A 20635-nucleotide genomic window follows, 5' to 3' on the forward strand; every position below is an offset into this window, starting at 1 on the left:
TCGCCGCCGGGGCCGGGCTCAGCTGCGCCAGGTGTCGTTCAGCGCGACCTCGCCACTGGCCGGGACGGTCGCGGTGCGGTTGGCGCCGCTCTCCCAGGTGACGTTCCCGGCGGCGTCCTTGCGGACGTACTTGTACTGGATCGCGGTCCCGGCGTTCAGCGCCACGTCGAGCTTCCACACCGGGTAGGCGGCGGAGGAGAGCAGCAGCGCCTTCGAGGTGTCCCAGCCGCCCAGTTCGGCCGCGTCGCCGACCACGTAGATGTTCTGGCCGACCGTGGTGGTGGCGTTGACCGCGAAGGACGCGCCGGTGCCGACCGACGGCGAGGAGGACGCGGAGGCCGAGGCGGACGGGGAGGCGGTGGCGGTGGCGCACGGGTCGCCGCTGCCGATCGCGCCGTCCTTGACGGTGACGTTGCCGGTGCCCAGGGCGTAGTTGCTGCCGCCGTTGTTGTCCCAGGTGCCGCTGCCGTTGTTGAAGGTGGCGGCCAGGCCGGTGGCGGTGCCGAGGCTGACGGTCTTCTTCACCCAGCCGGTGCAGGCCGCGTCCATGGCCACGCCGGGGGCGGTGGTCCAGCTGCCGCCGTTGGGGGCGTAGTGCAGGTCGTAGGCCGACCAGTTCTTGTCGGTCGAGTAGAAGACGGTGGCGCTGTTGCCGCTGCCGGTCGGCGAGGCGGACGGCGACGCGGAGGCGGACGGCGTGGGCGTGGCGGTGGCGGTGCCGCCGGCGCCGACGTACAGGGCGACCGCGTCGCCCGCGCCGACGGTGGCGGTGAACTTGCCGTCCGAACCGACGGTGTAGGTCTGGCCGGTGCAGCCGCCGTTCACCGGGTCGCCGTGCTGGACGTCGCAGTAGGTGCCGGCCGGCAGCGAGGTCTGGAAGGTCTGGGTGATCGCGCCGGACTCCCGGTTGATCGCCACGTAGCCCTTGCTGCCGCGGCCGAAGCCGATCGCGTTGTTGCCGTTGGACCACCAGTTGGTCATGCCGGTGCCGGCGACCGCGTTGCGGAAGCCCACCATGTTGGCGACCTGGCGCCAGGCGTGGGTGCAGTTCCAGCCGTCCTGGTAGCAGGCGTTGACGGTGCCGCCGTTGGGCGGGCCGTCGTCGTTGCTGCTGAACGCGTAGCCGGAGTAGACGTTCGGCGAGCCGTACGGGTTCGCCAGCATGAAGACGTTGGCCAGCGTGTAGGCGGAGCCGTACTTGTAGTTCAGGGTCGAGCCGTTGCGCTCGGTGTCCCAGTTGTCGACGAAGGTGCGGGCCTGGGCGGAGCCGAGCAGGCCGCTGCCCCAGCTCTGCAGGTCGGAGATCTTGCCGCCGTTGAAGGCGCTCTTCAGCCAGGTCGCGGAGCGGAACTCGTCGACGTCGCCGTTGCCGGTGTACTCGGAGGGCTGGACGGCCTCGCCCGCGCCGTAGATGACCTCCTGCACCCAGAAGGCGTTCGGGTTGCTCATCTTGGACTTGATGGCGGCCAGGTCGCTCGCGGCGATGTGCTTGGCGGCGTCGATCCGGAAGCCGTCGACGCCCAGGGTGAGCAGGTCGCTCAGGTAGTTGGCGATGGTCTGCTGGACGTAGCCGGAGCCGGTGTTCAGGTCGGCCAGGCCGACCAGCTCGCAGTTCTGCACGTTGGAGCGGTCGCCGTAGTTGGTGATCTGCGTCCGGCAGGAGTGGAAGTCCTGGTCCTGGTAGTAGCCCGGGTAGTTGTACTTGGTGTAGTTGGTGCCGCCGGTGCCGGTGCCGCTGCCCGCGGTCATGTGGTTGACCACCGCGTCGGCGACCACCTTGACGCCCGCGGCGTGGCAGGTGCTGACCATGTTCTGGAACGAGGCGCGGTCGCCGAGCCGGCCGGCGATCTTGTAGCTGACGGGCTGGTAGGAGGTCCACCACTGGGCGCCCTGGATGTGCTCCTGCGGCGGGGAGACCTCGACGTAGCCGTAGCCCTTGGGGCCGAGGGTGTCGGTGCACGCCTTGGCCACCGAGTCGAACTTCCACTCGAACAGGGTGGCGGTGACGTCCTTGCCGCCGGGCGGGGTGGCGGTGGCGGTGGGGGCGAGCGAGAGCCCGGCGCCGACCGAGAGGCCGAGCGCCGCGAGCGCGGTGGTGGCGGCGGCGAGCCGCCTTCTGCGGGCGGGGGCGGAGGTGGGCAAGGGAGCGCTCCTGGGGGAGGCCCGCACCGCGGACGCAGGTCGCGGGACGGGAGGCGGCAGGGTGGGGGGCCGCGACGGCGGGGGTGTGCCGTCAGCGCGACGGGGGGAGGGTCGCTACTGCAAGGACGCTGCAAAGGCGTTGAAACTTGCTGGAAACTTGCAGTGGCATGACCATAGGGTCCGCCCGGACGCCCGTCAAGGGAGGCGGCGGGCCGCCGTGACCGGGAGAACGGGCCGGGAAAACGGACGCGCCGGCCCGCCGCTGACCGTTCGTCAACGGTGGACCGGCGCGGTGCGGCGCCCCCGGGGAGGTCAGCCCAGCTGCTGCTCGATCAGGTCGCAGGCGCGGGCGGTGCCGCCCTCGGACCGCGCCCGCGCGCTCAGCGCGCGCGAGCGGGCCGCCACCTCCGGGTCGCCGACCAGCTCGGCCAGCGCCGCGCGGAGCGCCTGCGGCGTGGCGTCCGCGGTGTCGATCCGGCGGGCCACGCCGAGCTCGACCAGCCGGTCGGCGTTCATGAACTGCTCGGCGGCCTGCGGCACCGCGATCATCGGCACCCCGGCGAGCAGGCCCTCCCCGCAGCCGCCCATCCCGGCGTGCGTGACGAAGGCGTCGGCCTGCGCCAGCACCGCCCGCTGCGGCACCCAGGGGTGCACCTCGACGCCGGGCGGGACCTCCCCCAGCTCCGCCGGGTCGGTGTGCCTGCCGATCTGCAGCACCAGGTGCCAGCCGGGCAGGTCGCCGAAGGCGGCCAGGCAGTTGCGGTAGAACTCCGGCTGCCGGGTGAACGCCGAGCCGAGCGAGACCAGCAGCACCTTCTCCGCCCCGGCCGGCCGCCGCCAGCTCCCCTGCTCGGCCCGCAGGTCGAAGCACGGGCCGACGAAGTCGACCGCCGCCCGGTCGACCCGGTCGGCGTGCGGCTGCATCGCCTCGGTGATCATGGCGACGGCCCGGACCGGCCGTCCGGAGAAGTCGTCCACGTCGAGCGTGGTGGCGCCGCTGCCCGCCAGCCACCCGGCGAACCGGTCGAAGTAGGCGTCGGCGCCGGGCAGTTGCCGCAGCTGGGCGCCGATCTCCTGCTGGTAGCCGTCCCAGCCGACCAGCGTCGGCGAGAGCTGCACGACCGGCCGGCCCTGCGCCTCGGCGAGCGCCCGGGCCGCGTAGGCCCCGATGTCGTACAGGTAGAGGTCGGCCGGATCGGCGTCGTAGTGCGCGTGCAGCCGGGGCAGCATGGCGATCGCGTCCTCCAGGAAGACCCGCATGGCGCCGATCGCGTCCTCGGGCCAGTCGTGGTCGGCGACCGGGAGGGTGGAGGGGTGGGGGACGAGCTCGGCACCGGTGGGGGCGATCAGCCCGGCGGCCGAGGGGTCGTTGACGTACGTCACCCGGTGGCCGCGGGCGACGAGTTCGCGGATCACTTCCAGGCTGGGGCGGACGTGGCTGACGGCCGGGATGCCGATCATGGCGATGTGGGCGCGACGGGTCACGGGAGGAGCACCTGCTTCCGTTCTACGGGGGCGTGGACAACACACCGCACCGCCGGGGCGCCGTCACGAAGGCGCGCGGGGCGGGCGGGACGCGGGGGCTCGGGGCACTGCCCCGGCCGCGTCAGCCGTAGATCTGGTGGAAGGAGGACATGCCGGCGACCCTAGCCCGGATGCGGCCGGACCGCATCCGGATTAACGGGCGGGCAGAACTCCCGGGCGCGGCAACACCCGGGAGAGCAGAGCAGATTGACGGATCGTCAGACCGCGTCCGGTCCGCGCTCGCCGGTGCGGACCCGGACGATGCCCTCGACCGGCACCGTCCACACCTTGCCGTCGCCGATCTTCCCGGTCCGGGCCGCGGCCACGATGGCGTCGGTGACCCGCTCGGCGTCCTCGTCCTCCACCACCACCTCGATCCGGACCTTCGGCACCAGGTCGATCCGGTACTCCGCACCCCGGTACACCTCGGTGTGCCCGTGCTGCCGCCCGTACCCGCTGGCCTCGGTGACGGTCAGCCCGTGCACGCCGAGCTCCTGCAGCGCGGTCTTGACCTCGTCCAGCTTGAACGGCTTGACGACGGCGGTGATCAGCTTCATGCGGGGCGGGTCCTGTCGGAGGCGGGCGCACCGTGCTGGTGCAGGCTGGCGTGGGCGGTGGCGGAGCCGTGGCCCAGGACGCCGTGATCGTACGCGGTCTCGGCGTGCACGGCGAGGTCCAACCCGGTGAGTTCGTGCTCGGGCGCGGCCCGGAAGCCCATCAGCCGGTCGATCGCCCGGCCGATGCCGTACGTCATGGCGAACGCGTACCCGGCGACCACCAGGACGGCGACCAGCTGCTTGCCGAACTGGCCGATCCCGCCACCGTGCAGCAGCCCGGTGGGGCCGCCGGTCATCGCGGCGGTGGCGAACAGGCCGATCAGCAGGGTGCCGATGACGCCGGCCACGAAGTGCACGCCGACCACGTCGAGCGAGTCGTCGTAGTTCAGCCGGAACTTCCAGCTGACGGCGTAGCAGCAGACCAGTCCGGCGGCCAGGCCGATCACCAGCGCGCCGAGCAGGTCGACGCTGCCGCAGGACGGGGTGATGGCGACCAGGCCGGCCACCGCGCCGGAGGCGGCGCCGAGGGTGGTGGCGTGGCCGTCGCGCTTCTTCTCCACCAGCAGCCAGCCGAGCAGGCCCGCGCAGCCGGCCGCCTGGGTGTTGAGGACCGCGGCGGCGGCCAGGCCGTTGGCGCCCAGCGCGGAGCCGCCGTTGAAGCCGAACCAGCCGAACCAGAGCAGGCCCGCGCCGAGCAGCACCAGCGGCAGGTTGTGCGGGCGCATCGCCTCCTTCTTGAAGCCCAGGCGCGGCCCGAGCAGCAGGGCCAGGGCCAGGCCGCTGGCGCCGCAGTTGACCTCGACGACGGTGCCGCCGGCGAAGTCGAGGGCGCCGAGGTCCTTCAGGATCCAGCCGTCGGGGGCGAACACCCAGTGCGCGACGGGCACGTACACCAGCAGCGTCCACACCGCGGTGAAGGCCACCCAGGAGCCGAACCTGGCCCGGTCGGCGATGGCGCCGGAGATCAGCGCGGCGGTGATGATCGCGAAAGTCAGCTGGAAGGTGGCGAACAGCAGGGTGGGGACGTGCCCGGTGAGGCTGTGCGGGGTGATGCCGGCCATCCCGAGGTGGTCGAGGGAGCCGATCAGGCCCCAGCCGGCGTCCTTGCCGAAGGCCAGCGAGTAGCCGGCCAGCAGCCAGACCACGGTGACCACGGCGATCGACACGAAGCTCATCATGATCATGTTGAGCACGCTCTTGGTGCGCACCATGCCGCCGTAGAACAGCGCCAGGGCCGGGGTCATCAGCAGCACGAGCGCGGTGCAGGCCAGCAGCCAGGCGGTGTCGCCGCTGTCCAGGGTGGGTGGGGAGTCAGCGAGGAGCATGCGGGGAGTGTCGCCGGGCCGGATTTCGCGTCGCCGTCGCGGGTGTTTCGGCGGTGTTTCGGGTTTCCCCGGAGTTTCCAAAATCTCACCGTCCGGACACCCCGGGCGCCGTCCCCGGCACCCCGGGCACCGGTGCCGGCCCCGGACACGCCGTTGCCCGGCGGCCGCTGGTGCGGCTGCCGGGCAACGGCCGGTTCACCGGGTTCAGCCGGTCTGGACGGCGGTGTCGTCGATCACGAAGGAGGTCTGCAGCGAGGAGTCCTCGACCGCGTTGAACTTCACCGTGACGCTCTGGCCCGCGTAGGCCGACAGGTCGACGCTCTTCTGGGCGTAGCCGGTGTTCTTGTCGAGGTTGGAGTACGAGGCGACCGTGGTGCCGTTGACGGTGACGGTGAGCTTGTCGTAGGCGGTGGAGGTGGTGGTCTCGGCGGTGTCGATGTGCAGCCAGTAGCTCAGCGTGGCCTTGCAGCCGGCCGGGATGGTGACGGTCTGGGTGAGGCTGTCGGTGTGGCTGGAGCCGTAGCCGTCCATCCAGGCCTTCCAGGAGCCGCTGTGGGCGGGCTGGGAGGTGGAGTTGTCGACGACGCCGGAGGTACCGGTCCAGGGGCTGGCGGTGCCGGTCTCGAAGCCGGGGTTGCCGAGCAGCTGGGTCGGGGTGCAGCCGGTGCCGCCGCCGGAGGTGACGGTCCAGGTGAAGGAGGCGGTGCCGGTCTTGTTGGCGGCGTCCTTGGCGGTGACGGTCACGTTGTAGGTGCCGGCCGCGGTGGCGGTGCCGCTGATCACGCCGGTGGAGGCGTTGATCGACAGGCCCGTGGGCAGGCCGGTGGCCGAGTAGCTGAGCGGCGCGGTGCCACCGGTGGCCTTGACCTGCAGGTTGACCGAGCCGTTCAGCGCGGTGGACTGGTTGCCCGGGCTGGTGACGGTCGGGCCGCCGGTGCTGGGGGCGCTGCCGACGTTGACGGCGGCCCAGGCGGTGGCGGTGGCGTTGTACTCGGCCGAGTTGGCCCCGTACAGGTCGGTCGCGGCGGAGAGCATGCCGGCCCGGGCGCTGGCGTAGTTGGTGGTGGAGGTCCAGTAGGTGGTCAGCGCGCGGTACCAGATCGCGGCGGCCTTGTCCCGGCCGATGCCGGTGACGGTGATGCCGTTGGCGGTCGGCGAGTTGTAGCTGACACCGTTGACCACCTTGGCGCCGCTGCCCTCGGACAGCAGGTAGAAGAGGTGGTTGCCGACGCCGGAGGAGTAGTGGACGTCGAGGTTGCCGACGCCGCTGTACCAGGAGTCGGCCGAGGAGCCGTCCTTGGAGGGCTTGTCCATGTAACGGAGCGGCGTGCCGTCGCCGTTGATGTTGATCAGCTCGCCGATCAGGTAGTCCGGGTTGTCCTTGGGCAGGTTCGCGTAGAACTCGACCATGGTGCCGAACACGTCCGAGGTGGACTCGTTCAGGCCGCCGGACTCGCCCGAGTAGTTCAGGCCCGCCGTGTTGGAGGTGACGCCGTGCGTCATCTCGTGGCCCGCGACGTCGAGTTCGGTCAGCGGCTGGGTGTTGCCCGAGCCGTCGCCGTAGGTCATGCAGAAGCAGGTGTCGTCCCAGAACGCGTTGACGTAGTTGCTGCCGTAGTGGACCCGGCTGTACGCGCCGACGCCGTCGTTGCGGATGCCGTTGCGGCCGAAGGTGTTCTTGTAGTAGTCCCAGGTCATCGAGACGCCGTAGTGGGCGTCGACGGCCGCGGACTCCTTGTTGGAGACGGTGCCGTCGCCCCAGCTGTCGGTCGACTTGGTGAACAGGGTGCCGTTGCCGCTGGTGCCGTTGTTCAGGTTGGTGGTGTACATCCCGCCGCGGGTGGCGTCCTTCATCTGGTACGTCGAACCCGACAGCGTGGTGCCGATGGTGACGTTGCCGACGAAGACGCCGTTGCCGGTGCCGGTCTGCACGCCCTCGACCTTCTGGATCACGGCGCCGGTGGTGGCGTCGGTGATCACGTGCAGCTTGCTCGGGGTGCCGTCCTTCTCGGTGCCGGAGACCACGGTCTCCCAGGCCAACCGCGGGTTGTTGTCGGCGGCCCAGACGACCAGGCGGGGCGCGGTCTCCAGGGCGGAGCCGGCCTCGGCGGCGAGCGCGGTGGACTGGCCCTTGGCGGCGGCCAGCTTCGGGGTGGTGGACAGGCCGGTCAGCGAGGCGGTGGAGGCCCGGTCGACGCCCTTGGTGGTGCCGTTGGCCGCCTGGTGGACGATCAGGTCGCCACCGAGCACGGGGAGTCCGTTGTAGGTGCGCTCGTAGCGGAAGTGCTGGGTGCCGTCGGCGTCCTTGAACGCGTCCTTGGCCACCAGCTTCTCGGCCGAGCCCAGGCCCAGGCCCTGCGCGAAGCCGGCGGAGCGGGTGCCCGCGTCGGCGATCAGCTGGGCGTGCCCGGCGGCCGCCTGCTGGCCGGCGACCTGGGCGCCGGCGGTGGGGGCGGCCTGGGCCACGGCCACCGGGATCGCGGTCACCAGCAGGGCGGTGGTGGCGGCCAGGGCGGCCATGCTCACGCGGGCATGCGTGTAGCGAGACATGCGGGACTCCTTTACCGACCGTCGCGGGGTCACGAGCGGTGGAGAGAATCTGGCCGCGGTTGCGGCGCAGCGGGGGCCCCTGCCGCCGGTCGCGGCTCGGGGTGCGGTGCACGTACGCGGTACCGGGCACGTGGGGTACGCGTGCCGGGCTGCGGCCGCCGGAGTCCTGGGGAGGGTTCCACCGGCGGGAGTTGGGGCTACCTGTCGGTCCGCAGCCGGGGGAATCCTGGCAGCAAACACCTCGTGAATGACAGATGCATGCCACTGATTGACCGATTAATGACTGCCCCTCGACCCCTCGAACACCCCCGCATGGTCCGGCATGTGGGACAGCGTCGGAAAGGTCCATGCCAAACCTCGCCGCGAGCGTCGATTTTCGGCCACCACGGAGCGGGGCCCCACCCGGAGGTGAGGCCCCTGTTACCGCCGGGAAACAATCAGTTCTGGACGAACACCGCCACCGTCCGGCCCGGCACCGTGAAGGTGCCCGTAGCCGGGTCGAAGGCGGCCTGCTTCACCACCGGGTCACTGCCCTTCGCCTGCACCTTGTGCAGTTCCTGCCTGCTGCCGCGCAGGCCCGCCACGGTCTGGGTCTGCGCGGTCGGGGTGGCGTTGAAGACCACCGTGATGCCCTTCTCGGCGCCCTTCAGCCCGGTGCCGTCCAGGTGCATGGTGATCACGCCCGGGTCCTCCCCCGCGGTGCCGGACAGCGGGAAGGACAGCCGGCGCTGCACCTCCGCCGTGCTGGCCAGCGCGAACAGCGGCGAGGACTGACGGATCTTCAGGAACTGCTGGTAGATGGCGGTGCTGGCGCCCGTCTCGTTGCAGCCCATCCGCAGCTTCGGGTCGGCCAGCAGCTGCTTGTCGCGGGCCCACATCGACTGGTTGTCGGCCGCCATCGGCAGGCCGCGGCCCCAGCCGTTGCCGAGCTTGCAGTCCCAGCTGATCGAGTTGAACCAGTCACCGGAGTCGAAGGAGTTGGCGTCCAGCGACTTGGAGCGCAGCAGGTCGCTGCCGGCCTGGGCGAAGCCCGGGCCCTGGCTCAGCGCCGTCAGCGACAGGCCGAGCGCCTGCATCCGGGCCCGGTCGGCGGGCGAGGTGGACTGCGGCAGCTTGAAGGCCAGCGCGTCGTACAGGTCCGCGTTGTCGTGCGCGTCCAGGTACTCCACCGCCTCGCCGGGGTTGGCCGCGTAGCCGGTCGGCGAGCCGTTGTAGTCGACACCGCTGCCGGTGACCGGCTTCCCGCTGCTGTCGGTGAACTTGTACGCCGCCAGGTTGCCGGTCAGGCCAACCTTGACCTGGTCCATCTGGTGCAGCAGCCGGGCCTTCTGCTGCTCGGGGGTGCCGTTGTCGGCCGAGCCGTTCGGGTCGGTGAACAGGCCGGAGGCGAAGCCCTGCTGCGGGGCCGAGGACAGCTCGTAGTTGCCGCCGCGCCCGGCGTCCCGGATCCGGTCGTTGAAGGTGGCGATGCCGGTCCCGGCCATGTTGGTCTGGGTGGCCTGGACGAACCGGGCGTCGTTGGCGACGGTGCCGAAGTTCCAGCCCTCGCCGTACAGGAAGACGTTCGATCCGTCGACGCCGTCCTTCTGCGGGGTGAGCGCCCGCAGCGCCGACTGCACGTCCAGCATGGTCGACTTCGGGTCCAGGCCCATCAGGTCGAACCGGAAGCCGTCCACCCGGTACTGCTTGGCCCAGGTCACCACCGAGTCCACGACCAGCTTGTTCATCATGGCGTGCTCGGGCGCGGTGTCGGCGCAGCAGGAGTCGGTGGTGACCTTCCCGCTGTCGCTGAGCCGCTGGTAGTAGCCGGGGACGACCTTGTCGAGCACCGACTTGTCGTCCTGCCCGGCGGCCGCGGTGTGGTTGTACACCACGTCCAGCACCACCCGCAGGCCCGCCTCGTGCATCGCCTGCACCATTGCGCGGAACTGCTCGGTGCGCGCCGTGCCGTTCGGGTCGGTGGCGTACGAGCCCTCCGGCACCGTGTAGTGCAGCGGGTCGTAGCCCCAGTTGTAGGCGTCGTCGGCCTGCACGGCCGCCACGCACTCCTGCTGCTTCTCGGAGTCGGCGGCCAGCGCGGCCAGGTCGCAGGCCGGGAGCTTCTGGTCGGCCCGGTTCTCCCGGATGGTGGCGATGTCGAAGGTCGGCAGCAGGTGGATGGTGGTCACGCCGGCCTTGGCGAGGTCCTTCAGGTGCTGCATGCCCGCCGACCTGGACTGCGTGAACGCCAGGTAGGTGCCCCGCTCGTCGGCCGGCACGGTGCTGTCGGCGGACGAGAAGTCCCGCACGTGCAGCTCCTGGATCTGCTGCTTGACCGCCGGGATCGCCTCCGGACTGCGGTGCTGGTCCCAGCCCTTGGGCTTGGTCGCGGCCGAGGACAGGTCGGCGACCAGGCTGCGCTTGGAGTCCGCGGCCAGCGCGGTCGAGTACGGGTCGGTGACCAGGTTGGTGACCATCTGCTGGACGCTGGGCGCCCAGACCTTCACCTGGTACAGGTAGTACTTGCCGTCCAGGTCCTTGGCGTCCCCGGTCAGCGACCAGACGCCGGACGCGTCGTCCCGCTTCAGCGGCACGGTCCTCGGGGTACCGCCGCTCGCCTTGTCGAACAGTTGCACCGCCACGTCGGTCGCGGTCGGCGCCCACAGCGACAGCGTCACCTTCCGCTTGTCGCCCTTGTCCTTGTCCTTGCCGTTCCCGTTGTTGCCCTTGCCCTGGTCGCCCGAGTACACCGGGCCGAGCTGCGCCGAGGCCGCCTTGGCCGCGTACAGGTCGTCCAGCACGCCGGGGGTCTGCACGCCGGTGGCGGCGAGCGCGGCGCCGTTGGGCAGGTGCTCGGTGAACACCGTCTGGGCGCGCAGCGCGGCGGTGATCCGGCCCGCGTCGCGCGGGTCGACGGTGAACGCCCGGTACCCGGCCAGGTGCGGGAACTTCGCCTTCTGCGCGTCGGTGAGGCCGGCCGCCTGGTTGAGCCGGATCCAGTGGCCCGGCTTGGACAGCACGCCCTTGTCGACGCTCAGCCCGCCCTCGGGGTCGTAGATCAGCTGGGCGCTGGTGCCGCCCTTCAACTGGGCGTCCCCCGCACCGTAGTTGGCGGGCACCACGACGGTCTTCGCGTCGATCCACTGGGCCTTGGCCGAGCCCAGGTCGAGCTGCGAGGAGGTGCCGCCGGCCTGCGGCAGCAGGTGGCCCTCCTGGCCGCCGATGATCCAGATCTCCCGGCCGGAGGTGGCGAAGTCGAGCGACTGGTCCTGCGGCAGGTCCTTGTCGCCGCCGTTGTGGATGATGTAGCTGAGGCTGGTCGCGCCCTGGGCCAGCGGCACCTCGAAGACCGCGCCGAACGCGTCCTGCCGGGCCGGCATCAGCGGGCTGCCCCAGTCGGTGGGCGCGGCCGCGCCGGTCCAGTCGTGCAGGCCCCAGCCGGTGTAGTTGCCGTCGGCCCGCCGGTAGTGGATGACCGCCTTGCCCTCGGGCACCGGCTGCGCCGCGTCCGGATTCGCGGTGCGGACGGTGGCGTCGCCCTCCTTGATCCACACCTCGCCGGTGGCGGAGATGTCGATGTGCCGGTCCTGGTCGACGTCCTTGGTGCCGTTGTTCTCCACCACGAACCCGACGTCGGACGCCCCGCCCTTGAGCTTCACGTACGCGAACGCCCCGTACGCGTCCCGCCCGACGAAGCCGTGCCCGGCCGGCCAGGTGGTCGCCTCGCCGTCGGCGATGTCGCCCCAGGTGTACAGGTTCCAGCCGTCGTAGTCGCCGTCCTTGCGCTGGTAGTGCACCACCGCGTACTCGCGCGACACCGCGCTCGGCGCCGGCGCCGCCGGCTGCTGCCCGGTGGTGAACTCCCCGGTGGTGGAGGCCAGTCGGCCCGCCGAGTCCTCGACCACGGCCTTGAACCGGACGACGGTCCCCGGCGCGACCCCGTCCAGGTTCTGGGTGACGCGGTACACGCCGTTGTCGGCGGTGCCGAGCGTCTGCCAGGCCCCGTCCCCCACCTGCGCGGCGAAGGTGACCCGGTTGAAGCCGCCGCCGGGCACGCTCGCGCCCAGCGTGACGGTGCCGTACGAGCCGTTGTCGGGCGCGCTGGCGGTGATCGACGGACCGGCCGCCGGCTTGGCCAGCTTGTGCTCGGCCTTCAGCACCAGCGAGGACATCGCGGGCACGGTGACCGTCACCTTGCCGTCCGCGCCGCTGGTGACCTTGCCCTTGAACCCGTACAGGCCGTCGAAGTCCATGCCCGCCGAGAAGGTGTCCAGCGTGACGGTCTTCGCCTCGGCGGCGTTGTTGACCGCCGCCAGGTACTCGACCTGCTCCTTGGCGTCGATCCGGGAGAACGCGTACACGCCCGGCCCGTCCGCCGCGTACCGCTCGACCTGGGCGCCGTCGGCCAGCGCCGGGTTGTCCTTGCGCAGCTTCGCCAGGCCCGCGATGCCCTGGTACAGCGCACCGTCCTGGCCGTACCGGTCCTTCGAACCCGACTCGCCGCCGATCACGGTGTCGGTGTTGTAGGAGGGGGTCTTCGAGGCGAACATGTCCTGCCGGGCGTCCTTGTCGCCGCCCGCGCCGGTGAAGCCCTGCTCGTCGCCGTAGTAGACCACCGGCTGGCCGCGGGTCAGGAACTGCAGCTCGTTGGCGAGCCGGTCCTTGGCCAGCAGCGCGTCGTTCGAGGCGCCCGGGTTGTCGCTCTGCAGGAAGGAGCCGAACCGGCCCATGTCGTGGTTGCCGAGGAAGGTCGGCAGCTCGTAGGCGTCGGTGTCGGCCGTGGTGTACCGGTAGTCCTGCGCGTACAGCGCGCTGAGCGCCTTGGCCGAGCCGTTCTGCGAGACGTACGAGCGGGCCGCCTCCTGGAACGCGAAGTCCAGGGTGGCCTGCAGCTTGCCCTTGGTGACGTACGGGGAGGTGATCGCCGGGTCGCCCGAGTACACCTCGCCGAACATGAAGAACTTCTTGTTGCCCTGCTGCGCGGCGAACTGCTTCAGCGCGGGCGCCCACTGCTCCCAGAACGCCAGGTTGACGTGCTTGACGGTGTCGATCCGGAAGCCGTCGACGCCGGTCTCGGCGACCCACTGCTGGTAGATCTTCTCCATCCCCGCGACGACCTTGGGGTTCTGGGTGTCCAGGTCGTCCAGGCCGGAGAAGTCGCCCTCGGTCGCGGACTCGCCGACGAAGGTCGAGTTGCCCCGGTTGTGGTACAGCGACGGGTCGTTCAGCCAGGACGGGGTCTTCGCCGTGGTGCCCGCCTGGTCGCGGAACACCGGGGTGTAGGGGAAGGAGTCCTTGGTGGTGTTCGGCCACTGCGCCCGGGCGTCGGCGACCGCGGTCTCGTCGACCGGGTTGCCGTCCGCGTCGAGGGTCGGGTAGGCGCCCTCGGAGCGGTAGTCGTACGTCTTCTCCGCGTAGTCGATGACGTCGGCGGTGTGGTTGGTGATGACGTCGAAGAAGACCTTGATGCCGCGCTTGTGCGCCTTGTCGATCAGCTCCTTGAGCTGGGCGTTGGTGCCGAAGTGCGGGTCGACCTGGGTGAAGTCGGTGATCCAGTAGCCGTGGTAGCCGGCCGAGGCGTCCGCCCCGGCGCCCTGCACGGGCTGGTTCTTGAAGATCGGCGCCATCCAGATCGCGGTGGTGCCCAGGTCCTGGATGTAGTCGAGCTTGTCGATCAGGCCCTGCAGGTCACCGCCGTGGTAGAAGCCCTTGTCGGCCGGGTCGAGGCCGTTGTCCATCCGGCCGCCGGTGATGCCGCCGGTGTCGTTGCCGGTGCTGCCGTTGGCGAAGCGGTCCGGCAGCACGAAGTAGAACTGCTCGCGGGTCAGGTCGTGCCGGCTCGCGGTGGCCGCCAGGTCCTTGTCGGACGGCGGGGCCGCGGGCTTGGCGGGCGCGGCCGCGGCCAGCGGGGCGGCGCCCAGGGTGGCGGCGATCAGCGAGGCCGCGACCAGGACGGCGGCCCGTCCGGGACGGCGGTAGGGGGTGGTGCGGCGCTGGGGGCGGAACGGGGCGTCGGCCACGGCAGGGCTCTCCCTCGGGGGCGCTCGGGCATGGGGTGGGTGGCGTGGAACCTAGCGCCCTGCAAGATGTTTCAGCAAGATGCGAAAGCGGTTTCGCCCCGGAGTCATACCGAGTCGTGACCTGAGCCCCGTCCCGGCCCGCCCCGCGGCCGCTCCCCCGCCCCCGCCGGGGTGCGTGCCCGAACCAGACCCCGGTTCGACCCCTCGTAACCCGCGCGCCACAATGGACGGCATGCGCCTCGAGAACCGATCGACCCCTACCCCCGTAGGGGGACAATCGGTGAAGAATCCCCAACCAGAGGATGAGCAAGCGGCCACACCTGGTCTGGCAGACTTCTCGTCCATGGGGGAACCGACCGAGATCCAGACAACCGGCGCCGAACGTGCCGACCGGACCACGCACACCGGTTCCGACCCGGGCACGGACCGCACCGCCCGTACGCCCGGCGGAGCCACCCGCGTCGCCCGGTCACCCGGGGCCGCCGTCCGCGGCCGCCTGCGCGAGCAGCGCCGCACCCCGCGCCGGCCGCACCTGCTCTTCGAGCTCGCCCTGATCGGCCTCAGCTACTGGCTGTACTCGCTGGTCCGCAACGCCGTCCCCGAGCAGGCCGAGATCGCCCAGAAGCACGCCACCTGGGTCTGGAACCTGGAGCACACCCTCGGCATCGCCGTCGAGCGCTCCATCAACCACGGCGTCAACTCGGTCAGCTGGCTGATCGTCGGGATGAACTACTACTACGCCACCCTGCACTTCATCATCACCATCGGCGTGCTGGTCTGGCTCTACCGCTCCCACCCCGGCCGCTACGCCGCCGCCCGGACGGTGCTGTTCGTCACCACCGGCATCGCCCTGGTCGGCTTCTACTGCTTCCCGCTGGCCCCGCCCCGCCTGATGACCGGCGGCGGCTTCCTGGACACCGTCACCCTCCACCAGACCTGGGGCTCGCTGGCCTCCGGCGCCGGGGCGACGGTCTCCAACCAGTACGCGGCGATGCCCTCCATGCACATCGGCTGGTCCATGTGGTGCGGCCTGACCATCTTCTTCCTCGCCCGCCGCACCTGGGTCCGCCTGCTCGGCCTGGCCTACCCCCTGGCCACCCTCAGCGTGATCGTCTCCACCGCCAACCACTTCTGGCTGGACGCGGTCGGCGGCGAGGTCTGCCTGGCCGTCGGCTTCCTCTCCGCCCGCCTGATCTACCACACCTGGGTCTACCGCCTCCCCCGCCGGCCCGGCGAACCGGCCGACCGGGAACTCACCGTCCCCGCCCAGTGGGACACCAAGGTCAACGCCTAGCGCCGGCACGCCGCCAGGGGCGCGGGGAACTGCGCGACCGGCCACGCACCTCCCGCAGGATCGCGGCACAGGACGGACCACCCTCCTGCGCCGCGATCCTGCTGTGCGCCCACCCGAAGCCCGCGCTTGCGCGCTACTCCCCGCCGTAGAACAGCCGCTCCACCACCCGGCGCGCCCGCCGCGTCGTCCGCCGGTACTCGTCCACCAGCTCCCCCGAGTGCCCCACCCCGTAGCCGAGGTAGCGCGCCACCCCCGCCAGTTCCCGCGCGTCGCCGGGGAAGCTGTCCCCCGCGCGCCCGCGCACCAGCATCACCGCGGCCCGCACCCGGGAGGCGAGCACCCAGGCGGCGTCCAGCACCTCCGCGTCCTCCCGGTCGACCAGCTCGGCCTCCGTCGCGGCGGCCAGCGCCGCCCGGGTGCGGGTGGTGCGCAGGGCCGGCAGCTCGTGGCCGTGCCGGAGCTGCAGCAGCTGCACCGTCCACTCGACGTCCGCCAGGCCGCCGCGGCCGATCTTGGTGTGGGTGGTGGGGTCGGCGCCGCGCGGCAGCCGTTCGGCCTCGATCCGGGCCTTGATCCGGCGGATCTCCATCAGGTCCCGGTCGGGGACGCCCGCACCGGGGTAGCGCAGCGGGTCGATCAGCTCCCGGAAGCGCGCGCCGAGCTCGGGGTCGCCGGCCATCGGCTCGGCCCGCAGCAGCGCCTGGCTCTCCCAGGCGTGCGACCAGCGCGCGTAGTACGCGGCGTACGAGCTGAGGGTGCGCACCAGCGGGCCGTTGCGGCCCTCGGGGCGCAGGTCGGCGTCGACCAGCAGCGGGGGTTCGACGGACGGGGCGGCCAGCAGGGTGCGCAGTTCGCCGACCACCTCGCGGGCGGCCCGGGCGGCCTCCTCGTCGGGGACGCCGGGCCGGGGATCGTGCACGAACAGCACGTCCGCGTCCGAGCCGTAGCCGAGTTCGTGGCCGCCGAACCGGCCCATCGCGATGATCGCGATCCGGGTGGGCAGCTCGCCGCCCCGGGCCTCCCAGCCGTCGACGGCGGCGCGCAGCGCGCCCTGCAGGGTGGCGGCGGTGATCGAGGTGAGGGCCTCGCCGGTGAGGTCGAGGGCGCGGGCCGGGTCCTCGTCGAGCCGGCCGAGGACGTCGGCGGCGGCGGTGCGGAACAGTTCGCGGCGGCGGACGGCCCGGGCCGCGGCGACTGCGGCGGCGGGGCTGCCGGCCCGGCCGACGGCGGCCAGCACCTCCGCCTCCAGCGCGGCCCGGCCGCGCGGGACGAGGCCGCCGGCGTCGCCGAGCATGGCGACCGCCTCGGGGGCGCGCAGCAGCAGGTCGGGGGCGAGGCGTCCGGCGGACAGCACCCGGGCGAGCTGTTCGGCGGCGGCGCCCTCGTCGCGCAGCAGCCGCAGGTACCAGGGGGTGCGGCCGAGCGCGTCGGAGACCTGGCGGAAGTTGAGCAGCCCGGCGTCAGGGTCGGCGGAGTCGGCGAACCAGCCGAGCAGCACCGGCAGCAGGGTGCGCTGGATGGCGGCCTTGCGGCTGACGCCGGAGGCGAGCGCGGAGATGTGCCGCAGCGCGGCGGCCGGGTCGGCGTAGCCGAGGGCGGCCAGGCGCTGCTTGGCTGCCTCGGTGCTGAGCCCGGCGGCTCCGGAGCCGGTGACCCGCAGTTCGGCGACCGGCAGTTCGGCGACGGCGTCCAGCAGCGGCCGGTAGAACAGCCGCTCGTGCAGCCGCCGGACCTCCACCGCGTGCCGCTTCCACTCCCGTTGCAGGGCCGCCACCGGGTCGCCCTTGCTGTCCGGGCCGAGCTGGGGGGCCATCGTGCGGGCCAGCCGGCGCAGGTCGGCGGGGTCGGTGGGCATCAGGTGGGTGCGGCGCAGCCGCTGCAGCTGGATCCGGTGCTCCAGGGTGCGCAGGAAGCGGTACGCGGCGTCCAGCGAGGCGGCGTCGGCCCGCCCGACGTAGCCGCCGGCGCTGAGCGCGGCCAGCGCCTCCAGGGTGTTGCCGCTGCGCAGCGCCTCGTCGGTGCGCCCGTGCACGAGTTGCAGCAGCTGGACGGCGAACTCGACGTCGCGCAGGCCGCCGGGGCCGAGCTTCAGCTGCCGGTCCAGCTCCCCGGCCGGGATGGCGTCGACCACCCGGCGGCGCATCTGCTGGACGTCGGTGACGAAGTTCTCCCGGGCGGCGGCCTGCCACACCAGCGGGGCGACGGCCTCGGCGTAGGCGCGGCCGAGTTCGGGGTCGCCGGCGATCGGGCGGGCCTTGAGCAGGGCCTGGAACTCCCAGGTCTTGGCCCAGCGCTGGTAGTAGGCGAGGTGGCTGGCCAGGGTGCGCACCAGCGGGCCGTTGCGGCCCTCGGGGCGCAGGTTGGCGTCGACCGGCCAGATGGTGCCCTCGCCGGTGGTGTCGGAGCACAGCCGCATGGCGTGCGCGGCGAGCCGGGTGGCGGCCTGCACGGCCTTCTGCTCGTCGACGCCCTCGCGGGCCTCGGCCACGAAGATCACGTCCACGTCGGAGACGTAGTTCAGCTCGCGGCCGCCGCACTTGCCCATTCCGATCACCGCCAGCCGGGCGGCCGCGGCGGCCTCCGGGTCCTGCTCGGCGGCGATGTCGAGGGCGGCCTGCAGGGTGGCGCCGGCCAGGTCGGCGAGTTCGGCGGCGGCCTGCGGCAGGTCGGTGGTGCCGGACAGGTCGCGGGCGGCGATGGCCAGCAGGCAGCGCCGGTAGGCGGCGCGCAGCGCGTCGGCCCGGTCGCCCTCCGGCTCGGCCCACACCCGGCGGGTGAGTTCGCCGAGGAAGTCGCCGCGCCCGGGGTGGATGTCGCGCAGCTCGAAGGAGACCAGGGCGTGCCAGTCGCGGGGGTGCCGGGCCAGGTGGTCGGCGAGCGCGGTCGAGGCGCCCAGGACGCCCAGCAGCCGGTCCCGCAGCGGCTTGGCGGCGGTCAGGGTGTCGCGCAGGGTGTGCCGCTCGTGCGGATCCAGCGCCTCCAGCAGCCGGGCCAGCCCGAACAGCGCCTGGTCCGGATCGGCCGCGGCACTCAGCGCGTCCAGCAGCACCGGATCGCCGGCCAGCCCGTGCAGCGCCGGTTCGTCGAGCAGCCGCACCGCCTGGTCCGGATCGGAGAACCCGCGCCGCACCAGTCGGGTCTCCAACCGGCTGACCCGGCTCCCGGCCCGTTCCTCCACCGTGCTCCCGCTTCCCGTCGCCGATCCCTGCTCCGAAGCGTACGTTCCCGCCCGCCCCGGACGCGCCCCGTGACGCACCGTCAACCCGTTCGCCCCGCCCGTGACACCCCGCCGCCCGGCTCGTTGGCCCGGAGTGACACCTCTCCGGATACCGCCCGCCCGGCTGCCCGCCCGACTTCCCTCCCGGTTGCCCTCCCTCACCGGCCTGCGCTTCCTCGCCGCGCTGCTGGTCGTCTGCTACCACCTGTCCCGCCAGGTGGGCGCCCTGCCGGTGCTCAGCCCCCTTGCCTGGTACGGGCGTTCGGGCGTGACGTTCTTCTTCGTGCTGTCCGGTTTCGTGCTCGCCTGGACGTACGCGGACGCCCCCGTCCCGGCCCTCCGCTTCTACCGCCGCCGCCTCGCCCGGATCTGGCCGCTGCACGCCCTGACCACCGGCGCCTCGCTCGCGGTGTTCGCCGCGGTCGGCGCCGCCATGCCCGTCACCGCCGCCCTGTGGTCGCTGCCGCTGCTGCACCCGTGGGGGCGGAGCACCGTGATGGGCGGCAACCCGGCGGGCTGGTCGCTCGGCGACGAGGGCTGGTTCTACCTGCTCTTCCCGCTGCTGCTGCGGCTGCGGCCCGGCCTGCGCACCGCCGCGCTGTGCTGCGCGAGCGGCCCGCTGCTGTGGCTGGCCGGCTCCGCCGTCGCCGATGCCTCGCTGCGCAGCTGGCTCCTCGACTACCTGCCGCTCAGCCGCACCCCCCAGTTCCTGCTCGGCGCCGCCCTGGCCCTGGCCGTCCGCCGCAGCCGCCTGCCCGTCCTGCCGCTGCTCCCCACCGCCCTCGCCGTGGCCGCCTTCCATCTCGCTCTGATCCCCTGGCACCACGCCGTCCCCGACCCCGCGTGGCACAGCCCGTACATCGCCTCCCAGCTCCTGTCCGCCCCGCTGTTCGCCGCCCTGATCACCGCCGCCGCCCAGGCCGACCTGCACCGCCCCGCCGGCCCGCTCGCCCGCCGCCCGTGGACCCGCCTCGGCGACTGGTCCTTCGCCTGGTACCTGATCCACGAGATCACTTTCCGCCCCTGGCTCCACCACTACGGCCACCCCGCCCCCGGCCTCCCCACCGCCGCCGTTTGGCTCCTCCTCCTCACCACCTCCCTCACCCTGGCCGGCACCCTCCACCACCTCGTCGAACAACCCCTGGAACGCCTCCTGCGCGACCGCCCCACCACTCCCCCGCCCCCGCAGGTGGTCCGGCCCCGGACGGCCAGTGAGCCGACCGGCCGCCGACCGCCCGAGGACTCCTCCTCGCTGACGTAGGTCCGGCCCGGCCGGTCCGGTCGGATCAGCGCGCGGCGTCGGGCCCGCCGCCCCCAGGCCTCCGGTCCGAACGAAACGCCTGCAATGCCTCACTCCGTGGAGACAACCGGACGGCGAGGAACCACAGACCGGCCAGGACCCCGAAGCCGAGAACGAGCAACAGCAAGGACGCCCCGATCCGGTCGCCCCAACCCGTACGCGGATCCGACAACATCTTGGGAAGCACACCGCAGACCGTCACCAGACCGAAGTAGAAGGCCACCCTCACAATCCAGCCGGCCACCGAGTGCAAAGGGTGGAGCAGCAGCAGCGCCCTCATCCGTCCCCAGAACGACATCCGCTCTTCGCGCCGTTCCTCCCGGGACACCGCTCGGAGTGCCACCAACTCCGTGTCCAGGCAGGCGGCCACCCATCGCCGCATCGACTCGACCTCAGGCCCTGGCGCGACCGTCGCATAGGTCGTGAACCACTGGGCCAGGTAGTCGAGTCGTGCGCGGGCGTCGTCCAGCGAGCGGCGGTTCTTGAGTTCGGTGTTCCTTCGGGCCCGCCACTGCCGCAGCGAGAGCCCCGCGGCGCCCAGCACCGACGCCACCGTCGCAGTGATGACGGACGCAAGCACGTTCCCGAAGAAGCTCGGGTCGTTCCCAGAAGCCATCCGCACCCCGATCCGCTGCACCGACCAATGCATCCAGCTTCCAGGGCCGCTTCCCTTCCTGCCTCGCGTACTGCACCGTCCGGTGCGCACCGCAGAGAGCCCCCGCAGCCC

General features: G+C 72.3%; 10 protein-coding genes. 2 read left to right on the top strand and 8 right to left on the bottom strand.

Going from position 1 to position 20635, the window contains the following annotated elements; genetic code table 11:
• Positions 1 to 18: 18 nt before the first annotated feature.
• The 6 genes from OU787_RS08440 to pulA form a co-directional block, all read right to left on the bottom strand.
• On the bottom strand, positions 19 to 2142 hold the full coding sequence (locus OU787_RS08440; protein WP_035957726.1) for a carbohydrate binding domain-containing protein: 2124 nt from the start codon (positions 2140 to 2142) through the stop codon (positions 19 to 21).
• Positions 2143 to 2454: 312 nt separating this feature from the next.
• Positions 2455 to 3603 carry a macrolide family glycosyltransferase gene (locus OU787_RS08445; protein ID WP_030464557.1) on the bottom strand — a complete coding sequence of 383 codons (1149 nt, stop codon included), beginning with the start codon at positions 3601 to 3603 and terminating at the stop codon, positions 2455 to 2457.
• A 281-nt stretch (positions 3604 to 3884) separates the two neighbouring features.
• A complete protein-coding gene (locus OU787_RS08450) occupies positions 3885 to 4223 on the bottom strand; it encodes a P-II family nitrogen regulator (RefSeq protein WP_030464556.1) in 339 nt (112 codons plus the stop codon).
• Positions 4220 to 5548: an ammonium transporter gene (locus tag OU787_RS08455; protein WP_030464555.1), complete on the bottom strand. Its 1329-nt coding sequence runs from the start codon at positions 5546 to 5548 to the stop codon at positions 4220 to 4222. Before OU787_RS08455 ends, OU787_RS08450 begins: the two co-directional genes overlap by 4 nt.
• A 204-nt stretch (positions 5549 to 5752) precedes the next feature.
• A complete protein-coding gene (locus OU787_RS08460) occupies positions 5753 to 8098 on the bottom strand; it encodes a M4 family metallopeptidase (protein WP_268658970.1) in 2346 nt (781 codons plus the stop codon).
• A 437-nt stretch (positions 8099 to 8535) separates the two neighbouring features.
• The gene (gene pulA / locus OU787_RS08465) at positions 8536 to 14097 is read right to left on the bottom strand and encodes a pullulanase-type alpha-1,6-glucosidase (protein ID WP_268658971.1); all 5562 of its coding nucleotides are present in this window, start codon (positions 14095 to 14097) and stop codon (positions 8536 to 8538) included.
• A 343-nt stretch (positions 14098 to 14440) separates the two neighbouring features.
• Here pulA and OU787_RS08470 point away from each other — a divergent pair, with 343 nt between their 5' ends.
• Complete coding sequence (locus tag OU787_RS08470; RefSeq protein ID WP_030460735.1) at positions 14441 to 15391, top strand: phosphatase PAP2 family protein; 951 nt, start codon at positions 14441 to 14443, stop codon at positions 15389 to 15391.
• 133 nt (positions 15392 to 15524) lie between these two features.
• Here OU787_RS08470 and OU787_RS08475 read toward each other — a convergent pair whose 3' ends face one another.
• Complete coding sequence (locus OU787_RS08475; protein WP_442788440.1) at positions 15525 to 18569, bottom strand: bifunctional [glutamine synthetase] adenylyltransferase/[glutamine synthetase]-adenylyl-L-tyrosine phosphorylase; 3045 nt, start codon at positions 18567 to 18569, stop codon at positions 15525 to 15527.
• A gap of 187 nt (positions 18570 to 18756) precedes the next feature.
• Here OU787_RS08475 and OU787_RS08480 point away from each other — a divergent pair, with 187 nt between their 5' ends.
• Complete coding sequence (locus OU787_RS08480) at positions 18757 to 19869, top strand: acyltransferase family protein (protein ID WP_268658973.1); 1113 nt, start codon at positions 18757 to 18759, stop codon at positions 19867 to 19869.
• Between the two features lie 25 nt (positions 19870 to 19894).
• Here the strand turns inward: OU787_RS08480 and OU787_RS08485 are convergent, their stop codons facing one another.
• Positions 19895 to 20557 (bottom strand): hypothetical protein, encoded by a 663-nt coding sequence (locus tag OU787_RS08485; RefSeq protein WP_268658974.1) that lies wholly within the window; start codon positions 20555 to 20557, stop codon positions 19895 to 19897.
• Positions 20558 to 20635: the final 78 nt, after the last annotated feature.

Source organism: Kitasatospora sp. YST-16 (assembly GCF_026802215.1).
Lineage (GTDB): Bacteria > Actinomycetota > Actinomycetes > Streptomycetales > Streptomycetaceae > Kitasatospora > Kitasatospora cineracea.